The sequence below is a fragment of the Streptomyces sp. NPDC053426 genome (assembly GCF_055585405.1).
The window spans coordinates 220,183-236,143 of sequence record NZ_JBVJKE010000001.1; the positions used below are offsets into that span (position 1 = coordinate 220,183).

Sequence of the window (15,961 nt, forward strand, 5' to 3'; positions counted from 1 at the left end):
CGGACCGCGTGTGCGGTCCGGGCCGTCCGGGTCCGGGGGCGGTTCCGGGTCACGCCTCCGGAGCCGGCTCCTGGGTGAAGGCCGCGTGGAAGCGGCGGGTGTGGTCCACCTGGCGTTCGGGGCCGGTCAGGGTGACCGTCGCCGTCAGGCGCGCGTCGGTGCTCGACGCGGCGAGGCGGAGTTCCAGGTCACCGGGTTCGACGACCCGGCGGCCGTCGCGGCCGGTGAAGGACGCCACGTCGGCCGGGACCGTGACGCGGACGCGGCGGGACTCGCCCGGCTCCAGCTCCACCCGGGTGTAGCCGACGAGCCGCTGCACCGGCTGGACGACGGAGGCGACCGGGTCGTGCAGATAGAGCTGGACGACCTCGGTGCCGGAACGGTCGCCGGTGTTGCGGACGGTGAGGGCGAGGCCGAACTCGCCGTCCGTACCCGCCTCTCGCGCGTCCACCGCGAGGTCGCTCCAGGCGAAACTCGTGTACGTCAGACCGTGCCCGAAGCCGAACGCCGGGGTCGGGTCGATGTTGGACACCTCGCTGACCTGGGCGAGCCGTGCGCCGAGGTAGGTGGTCGGCTGGGAGCCCGGGCCGCGCGGCACGCTGACCGGAAGCCGTCCGGAGGGGCCGGTACGGCCGCTGAGCACGCCGGCGATGGCGTGGGTGCCCGCGACTCCGGGGAAGAAGGACTGCACGATCGCCGCGGACTCGGCGACGGCCCGGCCGAGCGCGTAGGGCCGGCCGGCGAGCAGGACGGTCACCACCGGCCTGCCGGAGTCGAGCAGCGCGTCGAGCAGGTGCTGCTGGGCGCCGGGCAGGGCGAGCGACTCCGCGTCGCAGCCCTCGCCGCTGGTGCCGCGGCCGAACAGGCCCGCGCGGTCGCCCAGTACGGCGATGACGATGTCCGCGTCCCTGGCCGCGTCCACCGCCTCACCGATGCCGGAGAGGTCCCCGTCGTCGACGCCGGTGCCGCGTACGGCCGTGATCTCCGCGTCGGGGAACTCGGCGGCCAGGGTGTCGCGCAGGGTGGGCAGGTCGATGCCGACCGGCACGTCCGGGTGCTGCACGCCCACGTGCTGGGGGAAGGAGTAGCAGCCCAGTACGGCGGTGGCCTCGGCCGCGTTGGGGCCGACCAGGGCGATGCGGCGGGGCGCGGCGAGCGGCAGGGTGCCGTCGTTGGTGAGCAGGACGACCGCCTTCTCGGCGATCTCGCGGGCCAGTTCCCGGTTCTCGGGCCGGTCCAGGTCGATCTTGCCGCGCAGGGCGTCCGGGTCGTCCAGGTCCACGCCGTCGAGCGCGGGCGGCACCGGGCTCCAGTCCGGGTCGAGCAGGCCGAGCATCGCCTTCTGGCCGAGGACGCGGCGCAGGGCGCGGTCGATGAGCGCCTCGGGGACGCGGCCGGCGGTGACGGCCTCGGCGAGCGGTGCGCCGAACGTCTTGACGGTGGGCAGTTCGATGTCGACGCCGGCCTTCAGCGCGGCGCCCGCGGCGTCGGCCCAGTCTCCGGCGATGCCGTGCAGGGTCTTGAGGAAGGCGATGCCGAAGTAGTCGGCGACGACGGTGCCGTCGAAGCCCCAGGTGTCGCGGAGCAGTCCGGTCAGCAGGCTCTCGTCGGCCGCGGCGGGGACGCCGTCGGTGTCGGTGTAGGAGTGCATCACGGAGCGGGCGCCGCCCTCGCGGATCGCCATCTCGAACGGCGGCAGCAGGACGTCGGCCCGTTCGCGGGCGCCCATGGGGGCGGGGGCGAGGTTGCGTCCGGCGCGGGAGGCCGAGTAGCCGACGAAGTGCTTGAGGGTGGCGACGATCCCGGCGGACTCCAGGCCCTGGACGTACGCGGTGCCGATGGTGCCGACGAGGTACGGGTCCTCGCCGATGGTCTCCTCCACCCGGCCCCAGCGGGCGTCGCGCACCACGTCCAGGACGGGGGCGAGACCCTGGTGGACGCCGACGGACCGCATGTCACGGCCGATGGCGGCGGCCATCCGGCGCACCACGTCCGGGTCGAAGGAGGCGCCCCAGGACAGCGGGACGGGATAGGCGGTGGCGCCCCAGGCGGCGAAGCCGGCCAGGCACTCCTCGTGCGCGAGAGCGGGGATGCCGAAGCGGTTCGCCGAGGTGATGCGGGACTGGGTGCGCAGCAGGGAGAGCGCGCCGAGCGCCGGGTCGACGGGCGCGGTGCCGAAGGGGCGGGTGAGCTGGCCCAGTCCGTCGGGCAGGAGCGCGTCGAGGTCGACGGCCTCCTCCATGTCGTGCTGGTGGGGGGCCACTTCGCCGCCGTTGGCGGACGCGCCGACCCACACGCCGTACAGCTGGGCGATCTTCTCCTGGAGGGTCATCGCGCCGATCAGCGCGTCGACTCTGGCGGCGACGGGGTGGGCCGGGTCGTTCCAGAGGGGGATTTCGGGGGTGGTCTCTACGGCCACGTCGGCAGTCACTTTCCTCCGACGCCCATCAGACCCTGGACCAGGGCGCGACGGGCGAACAGGTAGACGAGCAGGATGGGCACCATGGACAGCACCACGGCTCCCAGCAGACCGGGGATGTCGATGCCGTGCGCGGTCTGGAAGTTGTACAGGCCCAGGGTGACCACCTTGGTGGAGTCGGACTGGGTCAGGACGAGCGGGAACAGGAAGCCGTTCCATGCCTGGAGCGCGGAGAAGACCACGATCGTGGACAGTCCGCCCCTCGACAGCGGCAGGACGAGCTGGAAGAACATGCGCCGCGGGGTGGCGCCGTCCATGGCCATGGCCTCGTACAGCTCCGGGGAGATGTCGCGCATCGCGCCGCTGAGGATCAGCGCCGACATCGGCAGGCAGAACGCGGCCGTGGGCAGGATGACGCCCAGCAGGTTGTCGTACAGCCCGGCTTCGCTGATCAGGTAGAACATCGGCACGATGACGGCCTGGGCCGGGATGGCGAGGCCGAGCAGGAACAGCCGGAAGATCGCCGAGGTGGCCCGGCCGCGGCTGCGGACGATCGCGTAGGCGAGCGGCGGGACCAGCAGCAGCACGATGCCGATCACACAGGCGGTGACGACGAGCGTGTTGAAGAAGTACTGGCCGAAGCCCGCGTCGAAGGCACCCGTGTAGTTGTCCAGCGTGAAGCTGTCCGGGAAGGAGACCGGACCGTTCTCGGCGTAGTCCTGGCGGGTGCGCAGGGTCGCGGCGAGCATCACGTACAACGGCAGGCCGACCAGGAAGAGCCAGAAGAGCGAGCCGACGCCGGCCAGGTAGTTCGGTCGGCGCCTCATGACACACCCTCCATGGAGCTGCGCATCTTGTCGTAGCCGGAGACCCGGACGACGATCAGCGAGATGATCGTGGACGCGACGACCAGGGCCAGGGCGATCGCGGAGCCGGTGCCGTAGTCGAAGCTCTTGAACGCCTTGTCGTACATGTAGTAGGCGCTGATGGTGGTGTCGGTGCCGGGGCCGCCCTGGGTCAGGATGAGGACCGTCTCGAAGGTGGTCAGGCCGCCGACGATCATCAGGATCATCGAGGTGATCATCGAGTTGCGCAGCTGCGGCAGCGTGATGTGGAAGAACTGCCGGTAGCGGCCCGCTCCGTCGATCTCCGCGGCCTGGTAGAGCACTTGGGGGATCGCGCGGGCGGCGCCCTGGTAGATCAGCGTGTGGAACGGGGTGAACTGCCAGGTGCTGACGAACGCCAGCACGCCGATGGCGGTGGCCTGTTCACCGAAGAGGTTGCCGTCGCCGAAGAGCCAGCCGGCCTCGGCCGGGATGCCGAAGTTCGGGTCGAGCAGCGCCCGCCACAGCACGGAGACGGCCGTCGCGGACAGCAGCAGCGGGATGAAGTAGATGACGGACAGTACGGCGCGGTTGCGCTGGTGGCCGGCGGCCCAGACGCCGAGCAGGATGCTCAGCGGGGTCTGGAGGACCACGCCGAGCACGGTCAGCAGCAGGGTCAGCCAGATGCTCTTGAGCATCACCGGGTCGTCCATCAGGCGCGACCAGTTGTCCATGCCGACGAACTCGGGCGAGCTGAGCCCGTCCCAGGTCATGAAGGACAGCACCGCCACCATGATCAGCGGGACGATCGCGAAGAGGGTGAAGAACACTGCGGCGGGCAGCGCCCAGGTGAAGCCGGGGCGGCCCACCTTCGTTGCGGATGAGGCGGGCGGCCGCCGCCGGGACCCCTTGCGGGGTCCGGCGGCGGGCCGGGCGCTCGTGATCTTTGTGGTCATGAGCCGTTCGTCACTCGGTCGGGAGGGCCTGCATGGCCTTGATGAAGCCGTCCGTGTCGAGCTGTCCGTTGAAGAACTGCTGGATGGCCTTGTGCATGTCCGAGCTGGCCTTCTGCGGGTACGCCTGGTCCCAGGAGAGCTGGAACGACGGGGCGTCCGCGACCAGGTCGTACTGGAAGCGCGAGTACTCGGGGGAGCCCGCGGTCTCGATGAACTTGTCGGTGTTGGTCGTGGTCGGCAGGTTGCCGATCTCCAGATGCGCCTTGACGAAGTCGTCGGAGTACATGAGCTTCAGGAACTCGGCGACGGCCTCGGGGTGCTTGGTCTTCTTCATGACCGAGTAGTAGTTGTTGGTGTTGCCGGCGACGTTCTTCGGGTCGCCCTTGCCGCCCTCGACGGCCGGGAAGGCGGTGTAGCCGAGGTCCTTCTCGGCGAACTCCTTGTGGTCCGTGAGCTGCTGGGAGTAGTACCAGGAGCCCATCAGCTCGAAGCCGGCCTTGCCCGCGGCCACGAGCTGGACCGAGCCGCCGTTGGTGTACTTGACGGAGTCGTAGTTCTTGCCGAAGGCGCCGGCGTCGACGAGCTCCCTGATCATGTTCAGGGCCTTCTTGCTGTCCGCGCTCTCCCAGGCGCTCTTGTCGCCCCCGACGGCCTTCGCGAACAGCTCCGGTCCGGCGATGCGGTCGTAGAGGTACTGGAACCACATCTGCGTCGGCCAGACGTCGCCGCCGCCGAGCGCGATCGGGGTGACGCCCTCGTCCTTGAGCTTCTTCACCGCGTCGAGCAGCTCGTCCCAGGTCTTCGGCGGCTTGACGCCCGCCTCGTCGAGGACCGCCTTGTTGTGGAAGAGCAGGACCGGCTGGGTGCCGCGCATCGGGATGCCGTACGGCTTGCCGTCGACGACGGCGTTGTTGAAGACGGACGGCAGGAACTTGTTCTCCAGGTCCGGGTTCTTCTTGATGAAGTCGTCGAGCGGCATCAGCAGATCGGCCTTGACGAACGGCTTGATGCTGCCGCCGCCCCAGTTGAAGAAGACGTCCGGGGCCTGGGGGGTGCTGATGATCGTCTGCAGCTTCTGCTGGTAGTCCGCACCGGGGATGGTGTCGAGGACGACCTTGACGTCGGACGTCTTGTTGAACTTCTCGACGAGCTGCTTCTCGACCTTGTTGCTGGCGTCCCCGTAGACCAGGACATGGATCTTGCCGTCGTCCGCCGACGCCCCGCCGTTCCCGTCACCGCAGGCCGAGAGGCTCAGTGCGAGGGTGAGCGTCGCACCGCAGGCGACCAGTCTGGGCAAGCGCGCACGTGTCTTCATCGTTCGCCTTTCGAAAGTTTCGGCATCATCACCGAAAGTCCATGCCGCTGGACAGTAGGTCAGACCGGTGTTTCGGTCAACGGTCGATTCAGTACTCGCCCAAACCGTTATCGACGCGTGGTGCCGTATCCTGCGCCTATGCACGATGACGACGAGACGAACGGTAGAGTCACCCTGGCCACGGTAGCGAAAGAGGCCGGCGTTTCGATGCCGACAGTTTCGAAGGTCCTCAACGGCCGATCGGATGTCTCTCGCGCCACCCGGGCCAAGGTGGAACGGCTGCTGGACGCCCACGGCTACCGCCGTCGCACCCAGTCGGCGTCCCGCTCACCGCTCATCGAGATCGTCTTCCACGAGCTGGAGAGCATCTGGGCGATGGAGCTGATCCGGGGCGTGGAGAACGTCGCCAAGGAGAACCGCGCGACGGTCGTCCTCACCGAGAGCGGCACCCGGCACACCCCCGCGCCGGAGTGGCTCCCGGGCGTGCTGCAACGCAAGCCGCTGGGCGTCGTGCTGGTCTTCTCCACCCTCCCGGAGGACATCAAGCGCCAACTCAGGGCGGCGGCCATCCCCTTCGTCGTCATCGACCCGGCGGGCGACCCCGACCCGGACGTCCCCTCGGTCGGCTCCGCGAACTGGGCCGGCGGTCTCGCCGCCACCCGCCACCTCACCGACCAGGGACACCGGCGGGTCGCGATCATCACCGGGCCCGAGGACATGCTGTGCTCACTGGCGCGCCTCGACGGCTACCGCTCGGCCATGGCGATGGCGGGTCTGGAGGCCGACCCGCGGCTGATGCGCTTCGGCGACTTCCACGTGCAGGGCGGCTTCGAGCACGCCATGGACCTGCTGGAGGGTCCCGACCGGCCCACGGCGATCTTCGCGGGCAGCGACCTCCAGGCGCTCGGCGTGCTGGAGGCGGCCCGGGTCAAGGACCTGCGCGTGCCGGAGGAGCTGTCGGTGGTCGGCTACGACGACGTACCGCTGGCGCAGTGGTCGAGCCCGCCGCTCACCACGGTCCACCAGCCGCTGCGGCACATGGCCGAGGAGGCCGCCCGGATGCTGCTCCGCCCGGACGACCCCGGCACGGCCGCCCAGCGCATAGAGCTGGCGACACACCTGGTGGTACGGCAGAGCACCGCTCCGCCCAAGGAGGCGTGAGAGGCGCCGGCCCGGCCACGGGACGGCCGGCCCGGCGTGCGGCGCCACGTCGGCGCGAGGCCCGGCGGGGGACGCGACGCCCGTGCGTACCGCCCACCACCTCGCGCGGCCGGTGGGTACGGCTCCGCCCGAGGAGGCGTGAGGGGCGCCGGACCGGGTCCGAATGTTTCGGAGGCCTCCGAAGTGCCGCTTCGCTTGAATGACTTGGCTGTTCTTCACACCGCCGATGGCGAAACTTTCGCTCAGGCCGTGTGCCGGAAGTCGCTGGGGGAGATTCCGTAGGCGCGACGGAAGGCGCGGCTGAAGTCGGCGGGGTGGCGGAAGCCCCAGCGGAGGGCGATCTCGCCGATCGTCCGGTGCCGCAGTCGCGGGTCGGCGAGGTCGGTGCAGGTGCGTTCCAGCCGGCGGCGGCGGATCGTGGCGCCGACCGTCTCGGGTTCCTCCTCGAACAGGGCGTGCAGGAGGCGTACGGAGATGTGGTGGTGCGCGGCTATCGTCGCCGGACTCAGCTCCGGGTCGGACAGGTTGTGCGTGATGAAGGCGTCGATCCGGGCCAGCAGCACCTGCTGCCTGCTCTCGACCGGCAGCGACGGGGAGAGGTCGAGACGGGCGGCGAGGAAGGTGGCGGCCACTTCGAGCGCCATGGCGCCGAGGCGTCGCAGCTCCGTCGTGTTGAACTGCCCGGCGTTCGCCCGCAGACCGGTCAGGAAGGAGGCGAGCAGCACGCCCGAACCGGCCTGTGCGGGCAGGCGGGTGGCCACCAGCCCGTCGGTTCTGTCACCGGGCAGCGGTACGGCGGCTCTGGGCAGCCGTAACAGGGACACCCGGGTGGGACGGCCGTGGTCCTGGAAATCGCAGAACAGGGGCTGCGAGGTGTCGAAGATCGCCATCTCCCCCGCGGTGAGCAGGACGTCGTTGCGGCGCTGCTCCAGGACGATCGGACTGCCGTGGACCAGGCAGAGGTAGTAGTTCTCCGGGTCCGACCTCCGGATGTGGGCGGGTGTACGCCACGCCGACATCGGTGAGAAGGAGAAGGCGGACGCCTCGGTGCGCGCGAGTTCCAGTGTGGTCGCCTCGCCCCTGAAGTGGTCGGCGTGTTCACTGGCCATCGTCACCGGCATGACCGCCTTGCCGACCATCTCGCCCCACCGGTCGAATCCGTCCGGTCCGCTGACGCTGTCGCTGGAGACGGACACCGGGCCCGCCGGCCCGCTCTTCCCCACCGCGTCCTCGCGCTCCATGGCCCTCCGCCCCCGCCGCAGGTGATCCCCTGCCGCATTCTCCACCGCGGGTGGGCGTCCCGGGGAGCACGGTGCCGGTCAGTTCGCGGCGGCGGTGCACGGAGGGTCAAGGAAGTCTGCGCGCCCGGCGGAGGACGGAACCGGCCGCGTACCGCACAGTGGTGCCCCTGGCCGTGAACGGAAGAGATGCGGGGGGACAGTTGAGCGGTTCGGGCGGAGGAGCCTCACCGGGTCGGCGGTGGGGTGAAGTGGCGGCCGTGGTCTCGGCGATCACCGCGGTCGCCGGTCTGCTGCTGGCGCTCTTCGGGGTCCCGCTGATCGGCGGCTCCGCCGCCAACCGGAGCGTCGCGGACGACGTCGGGGCCGCTGCCGTACCGGCCTCCACCACGTCGGCCCCCACCACGCCGCCGGGCACCCGGGCAGCCGGGGATGACGAACCCGGACCCTCCGGACCGCCGAGCACCCGGGCCGGAAGCGACGGCCCCGGCCCCTCCGCCCCGCCCCCGCCCGAGGGCTGGCACCGGGTCGACGAACCCGGCCTGACCGTCTCCTTCGCACTGCCGGACGGCTGGGTCCGGCAGCCGGCCAGTGAGATCCAGAGCACCTGGCGCTCCCCCGACGGCACGTACGACCTGAGCGTCAAGCGGGACACCTCGTACGGGCCGACCGCCCGGGCCGCCTCGGCCGGGCAGCTCGACTGGTACCGCATCGCCTCCGAGTCGTCGATGGACGGCCTCGAGGTCGTCCACCACACCACGCGGCAGAACGGCCGGGACGCGATCTGGCTGGAGATGGACTACCACTACGTGGGACGGAGCGAACCCCGCAAGCGCCTGGAGGTGTTCGTCGCGGGCAAGGCGGGCCAGGTGTACCAGCTCCTGGTCGACACGACGGCGACCCGCCGGCATCTCGCCGAACAGCGGCGGTTGTTCGGCACCGCCCGCTCCCACCTCCTGATCGACACGGCCGCCTGAGGAACCGGCCCGCCCCGGAGGGACCGGTGCGTGGACCGGTCCCTCCGTTCCGGCGGCGCCACCGGATTCCCCCCATCGCCGGGGTGCCGCCCGCCCGCCCACTGTGCCGCACCGGAGGCCACTCGGTCCTCGGCACACAGCGCAGTGGTCATAGGCGTGGCGTGCACCACCGCGCCCGTCCGGTCAGGCGCCGGGCAGGACTCCGGTGCGGGCCACCTCGGAGTACCAGCGGGCGCTGGCCTTGGGGATGCGGGTGCCGGTCGGGTAGTCCACGTAGACGGCGCCGAACCGCTTGCCGTAGCCGTGGGCCCACTCGAAGTTGTCCAGCAGCGACCAGAGGAAGTAGCCGCGCACGTCCGAGCCGTCGAGGATGGCCCGGTGCACGGCGGCCAGGTGGCCGCGCACGTAGTCGATCCGGGCGGGGTCGTTGACGTTCCCGGAGGGGTCGGCGTAGTCGTCGAAGGCCGCGCCGTTCTCGGTGATGACCAGGGGCAGCTTCGGGAAGTCGGACGACAGGCGGCGCAGCAGGTCGTACAGGCCGGTGGGGTCGACGGCCCAGCCCATGGCGGTGGTGTCGCCGGGCGGCTGGTGGAAGGCGACCTTGTCGGCGCCCGGCCAGGGGCTGTGGGCGCTGTTGCCGTGGCCGTCGGAGTTGTGGGTGCCGGTGCCGTCGGCCTCGGAGACGACGGTGGGCGAGTAGTAGTTGACGCCGAGGAAGTCCAGCGGCTGGTGGATCTGTTCGAGGTCGCCGTCGCGGACGAAGGACCAGTCGGTCAGTGCCGCGGTGTCCTTGAGGAGGTCCTCCGGGTAGGCGCCCTGCAGCATCGGGCCGGTGAAGACCCGGTTGGCGAGCGCGTCGATCCGGCGGACCGCGTCGGCGTCGGCGTCGCTGCCGGTGAGCGGGCGGACGTGGTGGATGTTGAGGGTGACCGAGCACCGGGCGGCGGCGGGAAGGCGGTCGCGCAGCGCCTGGACGGCCAGACCGTGGCCCAGGTTGAGGTGGTGGGCGGCGCGCAGCGCGGCGACCGGGTCGGTGCGGCCGGGGGCGTGCACGCCGGAACCGTAACCGAGGAAGGAGCTGCACCAGGGCTCGTTGAGCGTCGTCCAGGTCTTCACCCGGTCGCCGAGGGCGTCCGCGGCGAGGGCGGCGTACTCGGCGAACCGCTCGGCCGTGGCGCGCTCCGGCCAGCCGCCGGCGTCCTCCAGCTCCTGGGGGAGGTCCCAGTGGTAGAGGGTGGCGACGGGCTGGATGCCCTTGTCCAGCAGGTCGTCGACGAGGCGCCGGTAGAAGTCCAGGCCCTTCTGCACGGCGGGGCCGCGCCCTGTGGGCTGGATGCGGGGCCAGGCCAGGGAGAACCGGTAGGCGCCCAGGCCGAGTTCGGCCATGAGGGCGACGTCCTCGCGCCAGCGGTGGTAGTGGTCGGTGGCGATGTCACCGGTGTCGCCGTTGCGGACCCGGCCCGGGGTGCGGGCGTAGGTGTCCCAGATGGACGGCGTACGGCCGTCCTCGGCGGCGGCCCCCTCGATCTGGTAGGAGGCGGTGGCGGAGCCCCAGAGGAAGCCCTTGGGGAAGGTGCGGGCGGCGTCCGGGGCGGACGCGGTCTGCTGTGCGGTGACCACGTAAGTCCTTTCGGGGTGAGGGGATTCCGCAGGCGAAGGCCTGGCGGAGCGGGTGCGGGTCAGCCCTTGACGGCGCCGGCCATGATGCCGCTGACGATCTGGCGGCCGAAGACGATGAACATCGCCAGCAGCGGCAGCGTGCCGAGCAGCGCGCCCGCCATGATCAGCGACTGGTCGCGGACGTAGCCCGCGCTGAGCTGGGTGAGGGCGACGGGAACGGTCGGGTTGGTCATGTCGAGCACCACGAACGGCCAGAAGAAGTCGTTCCAGGCGTGCACGAACGTGATCATGAACAGGACGGCCATCGCGGGCCGCGCCACGGGCAGCACGATGCTCCAGAAGATGCGCAGCGAGTGCGCCCCGTCCACGCGTCCGGCCTCGACGAGTTCGTCGGGCAGCGCCTCGGACAGGTACTGCCGCATGAAGAACACGCCGACGGCGCTCACCAGCGTGGGGAAGATGACGGCGGGCAGCTGCTGCGACCAGCCCAGCTCGGACATCATCATGAACAGCGGTACGACGCCGAGCTGCGGCGGCACCATCATGGTGCCGATGACGAGCATCAGCAGGATGTTGCGGCCCTTGAACCGCAGTTTGGCGAAGGCGAATCCGGCCAGCGTCGCGAACATCACCGTGGACAGGGCGATCACGCCGGCCACGATCAGGCTGTTGACCATGGCCTTGCCCATCGCCGCCTCGTCCCAGGCCCGGGCGAGGTTGCTGAACAGGTTCGGGCCGGGCAGGAACGGCGGCGGGGTCTGGCTGACCCGGGTGTTGTCGGTGGAGGCCGCCACCATCGTCCAGTACAGCGGGAAGATCGACAGTACCGCCATGACGACGAGCAGGACGTAGGCGAGCGGGCCGGCGTGGTGCTGGCGGCCGGCGCCCTGGCGCAGCAGCCGGCGGGCGCCGCGGCCGGACGGCTTCTCGACGGGGGTCCGGACCGGGGGCTCCGTCCGGACCGGGAGGCTGTTGGTGGTCATGGTGACTCCAGGTCAGGACGTACGGGAACGCAGGCGCTTGATCAGGCGCTGCACCACGAAGGCGAGGACGAGCAGCATGAACATCGCCCAGGCGACGGTCGCCGAGCGGCCCATCTGGTAGTTCTTCCAGCCCTCCTCGTACAGCAGCAGGCCCAGCGTCTGGTACTGGTTGTCGGCGCCGCCGGTGACGCCGTTGGGGCCCTGGCCGAAGATCAGCGGCTCGCCGAACAGCTGGGTGGCGCCGATGGTGGAGAGCACGATGGTGAAGACGATGGTGGAGCGGATGCCGGGGACGGTGACGTGGGTGAACTGCTTCCACCGGGACGCTCCGTCGATGGACGCCGCCTCGTACCGCTCGGCCGGGATGGCCTGCATGGCGGCCAGGTAGAGCAGCGCGTTGTAGCCGGTCCAGCGCCAGATGACGATGGTGGAGATCGCCACCTGGGCGGGCCACTTGTCGGACTCCCAGTGCACCGGGTCGATGCCGACCGTGCCGAGCGCCCAGTTGATCATGCCGAAGTCACGCTCGAAGATCATGGTGAAGACGAGCGCGGCGGCGGCGACCGAGGTGGCGTACGGGACCAGCGAGGCGACGCGGAAGAACAGCGAGGCGCGCATCCGGTAGTTGAGCAGGTGCGCCAGGCCGAGCGCCATCATCAGCTGCGGCACCGTGGAGATGACGCCGATGGTGATGGTGTTCTGCAGCGCGTTCCAGAACCGTGAGTCGCCCCAGAGTTCGACGTAGTTGTCGAACGCCACCCACTCCATGACGTCGAGGGTGGCCAGCTCCACGTCGTGCAGGGAGATCCACGAGGTGTAGACGAGGGGGTAGAAGCTGAACGCGGCGAAGACGACGAAGAACGGCGCGACGAACGCGTACGGCGCGCCCTTGACGTCCAGCCGGTGCAGCCATGAGCCGCGCCGGCGGGCGGTCTTCCCGTCGCCCGTGGTGCCGGGCGGGGCCGGCGGCTCCTCGCCGGTCATGGCCTTGGTGGTGGAGGTGGCCACCGGACTTTTCCTTCCTGAGAGCGGATGTGTGAGGCGGGGCCCGGGCCCGTCGGCGGGAGGCCGGGGCCGTGGTCGGGCTGTCGTCGGGCTTCCGCCGGCCGCCCGTGGGGCGGGCCTTGCGGCGTCAGGTGCGCGCTCTCGGCGCGCCGGGCCCTGATCCCTGTACCGGACGTACTCGGGTCAGGGCCCGGTGCGGCGAGTGGGGGTACCTCTCCGGGGGGCGCGCACGGCGTCGTGAGACGGACGGGAGTCCGACGACAGGGCCCGACGGGCCCGGGTGGCCGCGGAAGGCGTCGGGTCAGCCGACGGCCTTCTCGATGCGCTCCGTGGTGGTCTTCCACGCCTCGTCGCGCGCGGTACCCTGCTCGATCAGGGCCAGGCCCTGGGAGAAGGTGTCCTTGATCGTGCCGTCCTTGCGGCCGAGGACCTGCTTGTCCGGGATCTCCTGCGCGGCGGCACCGAAGATCTGGCCGATCGGCGCGTTGTCGAAGTACTCCGACTTGGCGTTCTTCACGTCGTCGGCCTGGAGCGCCTTCTCGGAGGACGGGATGTTGCCGATCTCCTTGAAGATGTGGGCCTGCTGCTCCGGCGCGGTCAGCCAGGCGACGAGCTTCTTGGCCTCCTCCTTCACCGGGCTCTGCTCGATCACACCGAGGAAGGAGCCGCCCCAGTTGGCACCCTTGGGTGCCCTGGCGACGTCCCACTTGCCCTTGTTGGCCTCACCGGCCTTCTCGCTGATGTGGCTGAGCATCCAGGCCGGGCACACGGCGGTCGCGAACGTGCCGTTGGCCAGGCCCGGGTCCCAACCCGGCTGGAACTGCCGGAGCTTGGCGGTCAGTCCCTCCTCCGCGGCATCGGCGGCCAGCGCCCAGGCCTCCTTGACGGCCGGGTTCTTGTCGTAGATCAGGTCGCCCTTCTCGTCGTAGTACTGCTCGGGGTAGCCGTAGACCATGGCGTTGAACAGGCCGCTGGCCGAGTCCGTGAACGCCACCTTGTCGCCCTTGAAGTCCTTCTTGAAGGTGCGGCCGGCCTCGACGTACTTGCTCCAGTCGCCCTCCCACAGCTTGCCGACCTCTTCGCGGTCGGTGGGCAGGCCGGCCTGCTCGAAGTAGTCCTTGCGGTAACAGACGGCCATCGGGCCGATGTCGGTGCCCAGGCCCAGCACCTTGCCGTCCGCGGTGCTGATCTGGGACTCCTTCCAGGGCAGGAAGTGGTCGGTGCCGGCCACGTCGGAGAAGTCCGCGAACTTGTCCGCCTGGGTCTCGGTGATCTCCTTGGCCCGGCCGATCTCGATGCCCTGGATGTCCTTCAGGCCGTTGCCGGCGGCGAGGTGGGTCTGCAGCGCGGTGTAGTACGTCTGCTCGTCACCGGCGATGTCGGCCTTGATGTCGACATTCGGGTTCTCCTTCTCGTACTGCTCGAGAAGGCCGGTCTCCTTGAGGCCCATCACGCCGTACAGGCCCATGGTGATGGTGACCTTGCCGTCCTTCTTGCCACCACCGGTGACCGAGTCGTCGCTGCCGCCGCAGCCGACGACGAGTGCCAGCGCGCCGACGGCCGCGGCCGACGCCACCGCCTTCCTGCGCGACGAACCGTAAGTGCCCATGGATCTCCTCCTAGCGACGGCGCTGACACACCGAGGTGACGAGTTCTGCGATGACTACAGCGGCTCTGATAGGGATGGGTACGTACCCATTCCGGGGTGGGCACGTTCCCACCGCGCAACGAAGACTCATGGCTAGCGGATAGGTCTGTCAATAACTTGAAACCAACTTGTCGTTTCGTAACGGACCCCGTGTCCGCCGTCCCGCCCCCGGGGGGTGCTGGGCCGACGGCGGCGTCTGCAAGAATTGCCGCAGGTCATCTCCGCGGCGGGCATCGCCGCCGCGGCCGCCCAGGGGGGAGCACATGAGCGGCAACCGCCGTCCGACCATCAAAACGGTCGCGGCCCGCGCAGGCGTGGGCCGCACCACGGTCTCCCGCGTCGTCAACGGCTCGGACCTGGTCAGTGCCGACGCCCGTGCGAGGGTCCTGGCCGCGATCAAGGAGCTGAACTACGTTCCCAACTCGGTCGCCCGCGGCCTGGTGACCAACCGCACCAACGCGGTGGCCCTGGTGATCCCGGAGTCGGAGAGCCGGCTCGGTTCGGAACCGTTCTTCGCCGCGCTGATCCGCGGTGTCAGCGGCGCCCTCGCGGAGAGCCGGACCCAGCTTCAGCTCATGCTCGTCCGCGACCAGGCCGAACGCGACCAGCTCACCGAGACGGTGGCGACGCACCGCGTGGACGGCGTCCTGCTGGTCTCCGTGCACGCCGACGACCGGCTGCCGGGCATGCTGGAGGAGATGGGCCTGCCGACCGTGCTGGCCGGCCGCCGCGACGCGGGCGAACGGCTGAGCTACGTCGACTCCGACAACGCCGGGGGCGCGACCGCCGCGGTACGGCACCTGCTGCACCGCGGCCGGACCCGGATCGCCACGATCACCGGCCCGCTGGACATGGACGTCGGCCGCAGCCGGCTCGCCGGCTGGCACACCGCGCACCGGGAGGCGGGGGTGCCCGCGGACGAACTCCTGGTCGAGGAGGGTGACTTCACGGAGGAGGGCGCCTGCCGGGCCATGCGTTCGCTACTTGAACGCGCCCCGGATCTGGACGCCGTCTTCGCCGCCTCCGACCTCATGGCGGTCGGCGCCCTGGCCGAATTGCGCCGGCGGGGACTGCGGGTCCCCGACGACGTCGCCGTCGTCGGCTACGAGGACTCCGTCCTCGCCCGCCACACCGCCCCGCCGCTGACGACCGTGCGCCAGCCGGTGGAGGAGATCGGCCGCACCATGGCCCGGATCCTCACCGGCATCACCCAGCAGGGCGGGCCCCGGCAGCAGCGGACGCTGCCCACGGAGCTGGTGGTGCGGGAGTCCTCGTAGCGGGGCTTTCGCGGAGGTGAGGGACGGGCGACGGCGGTTACCCGGGAGGTTCCAGTACCGCGATGAGGGAGAAGGAGCCATGGCCCACAGGACGAGCGCCCGGGACGTGGTGAGCGCCATCAAGGACGTCGATTTCCCGGCCGGCAAGGACGACCTGGTCCAGGCGGCCAGTCGGTCGGGTGCCGCGCCGGACGTGGTCAAGGCGTTGCGCGGCATTCCCGCCGAGCAGTACGCCAATCGTGAGGAGGTGGCCCGGTCGGTGCGCGTGGACCCCGACTCCGACCTCGGCCTGAGCCCCGCGCAGCAGGCGGAGCAGGCCCGTGCGGGCGGCAGGCGGGGACAGTCCCAGCACCTGCGTGACGTGCCGAAACCGCCGGTGGAGGACGAACTGGACCGCTGACCCCGGCGGACGGCGCGGGTGAGCCGTTCGGGGGTGTGAGAGGAGGGCGGGTGTCCTCCGGCCGTTTCCGGCTGTTTCGGAGCGGCCGCTTCGGACTACCCATGCTTTGACTCCATCCCCCCATGGACGGCTCTCGAC

General features: G+C 70.5%; 13 protein-coding genes. 4 read left to right on the forward strand and 9 right to left on the reverse strand.

The window, feature by feature from the left end; translation table 11 throughout:
• Positions 1-49 precede the first annotated feature (49 nt).
• The 4 genes from ACZ62B_RS00865 to ACZ62B_RS00880 are packed head-to-tail and all read right to left on the reverse strand — an operon-like array spanning position 50 to position 5,514.
• The gene (locus tag ACZ62B_RS00865; protein WP_469689071.1) at positions 50-2,431 is read right to left on the reverse strand and encodes a beta-xylosidase/alpha-l-arabinosidase; all 2,382 of its coding nucleotides are present in this window, start codon (positions 2,429-2,431) and stop codon (positions 50-52) included.
• Entirely contained in the window at positions 2,428-3,246 is an 819-nt protein-coding gene (locus ACZ62B_RS00870; RefSeq protein WP_344559964.1) for a carbohydrate ABC transporter permease, read from the reverse strand. The genes ACZ62B_RS00865 and ACZ62B_RS00870 overlap by 4 nt, the downstream gene beginning before the upstream one ends.
• A complete protein-coding gene (locus ACZ62B_RS00875) occupies positions 3,243-4,199 on the reverse strand; it encodes a carbohydrate ABC transporter permease (protein WP_344559965.1) in 957 nt (318 codons plus the stop codon). The genes ACZ62B_RS00870 and ACZ62B_RS00875 overlap by 4 nt, the downstream gene beginning before the upstream one ends.
• 10 nt (positions 4,200-4,209) lie before the next feature.
• Positions 4,210-5,514: an ABC transporter substrate-binding protein gene (locus ACZ62B_RS00880; protein ID WP_344559966.1), complete on the reverse strand. Its 1,305-nt coding sequence runs from the start codon at positions 5,512-5,514 to the stop codon at positions 4,210-4,212.
• A 207-nt stretch (positions 5,515-5,721) separates the two neighbouring features.
• Between ACZ62B_RS00880 and ACZ62B_RS00885 the strand changes: the two genes are divergently transcribed.
• On the forward strand, positions 5,722-6,675 hold the full coding sequence (locus tag ACZ62B_RS00885; RefSeq protein ID WP_382054077.1) for a LacI family DNA-binding transcriptional regulator: 954 nt from the start codon (positions 5,722-5,724) through the stop codon (positions 6,673-6,675).
• Positions 6,676-6,917: 242 nt separating this feature from the next.
• On the opposite strand, the gene ACZ62B_RS00890 is transcribed toward ACZ62B_RS00885, so the two are convergent.
• Positions 6,918-7,916 carry an AraC-like ligand-binding domain-containing protein gene (locus ACZ62B_RS00890; protein WP_468882185.1) on the reverse strand — a complete coding sequence of 333 codons (999 nt, stop codon included), beginning with the start codon at positions 7,914-7,916 and terminating at the stop codon, positions 6,918-6,920.
• A gap of 248 nt (positions 7,917-8,164) precedes the next feature.
• Between ACZ62B_RS00890 and ACZ62B_RS00895 the strand changes: the two genes are divergently transcribed.
• Positions 8,165-8,890, forward strand: a complete 726-nt coding sequence (locus ACZ62B_RS00895; protein WP_344559969.1) for a hypothetical protein — start codon at positions 8,165-8,167, stop codon at positions 8,888-8,890.
• A 183-nt stretch (positions 8,891-9,073) separates the two neighbouring features.
• Here ACZ62B_RS00895 and ACZ62B_RS00900 read toward each other — a convergent pair whose 3' ends face one another.
• From ACZ62B_RS00900 to ACZ62B_RS00915, 4 genes are all read right to left on the reverse strand, one after another.
• On the reverse strand, positions 9,074-10,510 hold the full coding sequence (locus ACZ62B_RS00900; protein WP_344559970.1) for a GH1 family beta-glucosidase: 1,437 nt from the start codon (positions 10,508-10,510) through the stop codon (positions 9,074-9,076).
• 59 nt (positions 10,511-10,569) lie between these two features.
• Positions 10,570-11,493 carry a carbohydrate ABC transporter permease gene (locus ACZ62B_RS00905; protein WP_344559971.1) on the reverse strand — a complete coding sequence of 308 codons (924 nt, stop codon included), beginning with the start codon at positions 11,491-11,493 and terminating at the stop codon, positions 10,570-10,572.
• Positions 11,494-11,505: 12 nt separating this feature from the next.
• On the reverse strand, positions 11,506-12,501 hold the full coding sequence (locus ACZ62B_RS00910; protein WP_468726114.1) for a carbohydrate ABC transporter permease: 996 nt from the start codon (positions 12,499-12,501) through the stop codon (positions 11,506-11,508).
• A gap of 298 nt (positions 12,502-12,799) precedes the next feature.
• On the reverse strand, positions 12,800-14,107 hold the full coding sequence (locus tag ACZ62B_RS00915; RefSeq protein WP_344559973.1) for an ABC transporter substrate-binding protein: 1,308 nt from the start codon (positions 14,105-14,107) through the stop codon (positions 12,800-12,802).
• 302 nt (positions 14,108-14,409) lie between these two features.
• Between ACZ62B_RS00915 and ACZ62B_RS00920 the strand changes: the two genes are divergently transcribed.
• Entirely contained in the window at positions 14,410-15,423 is a 1,014-nt protein-coding gene (locus ACZ62B_RS00920; RefSeq protein ID WP_344559974.1) for a LacI family DNA-binding transcriptional regulator, read from the forward strand.
• 79 nt (positions 15,424-15,502) lie between these two features.
• The gene (locus ACZ62B_RS00925) at positions 15,503-15,823 is read left to right on the forward strand and encodes a DUF2795 domain-containing protein (protein ID WP_073936819.1); all 321 of its coding nucleotides are present in this window, start codon (positions 15,503-15,505) and stop codon (positions 15,821-15,823) included.
• Positions 15,824-15,961 lie beyond the last annotated feature (138 nt).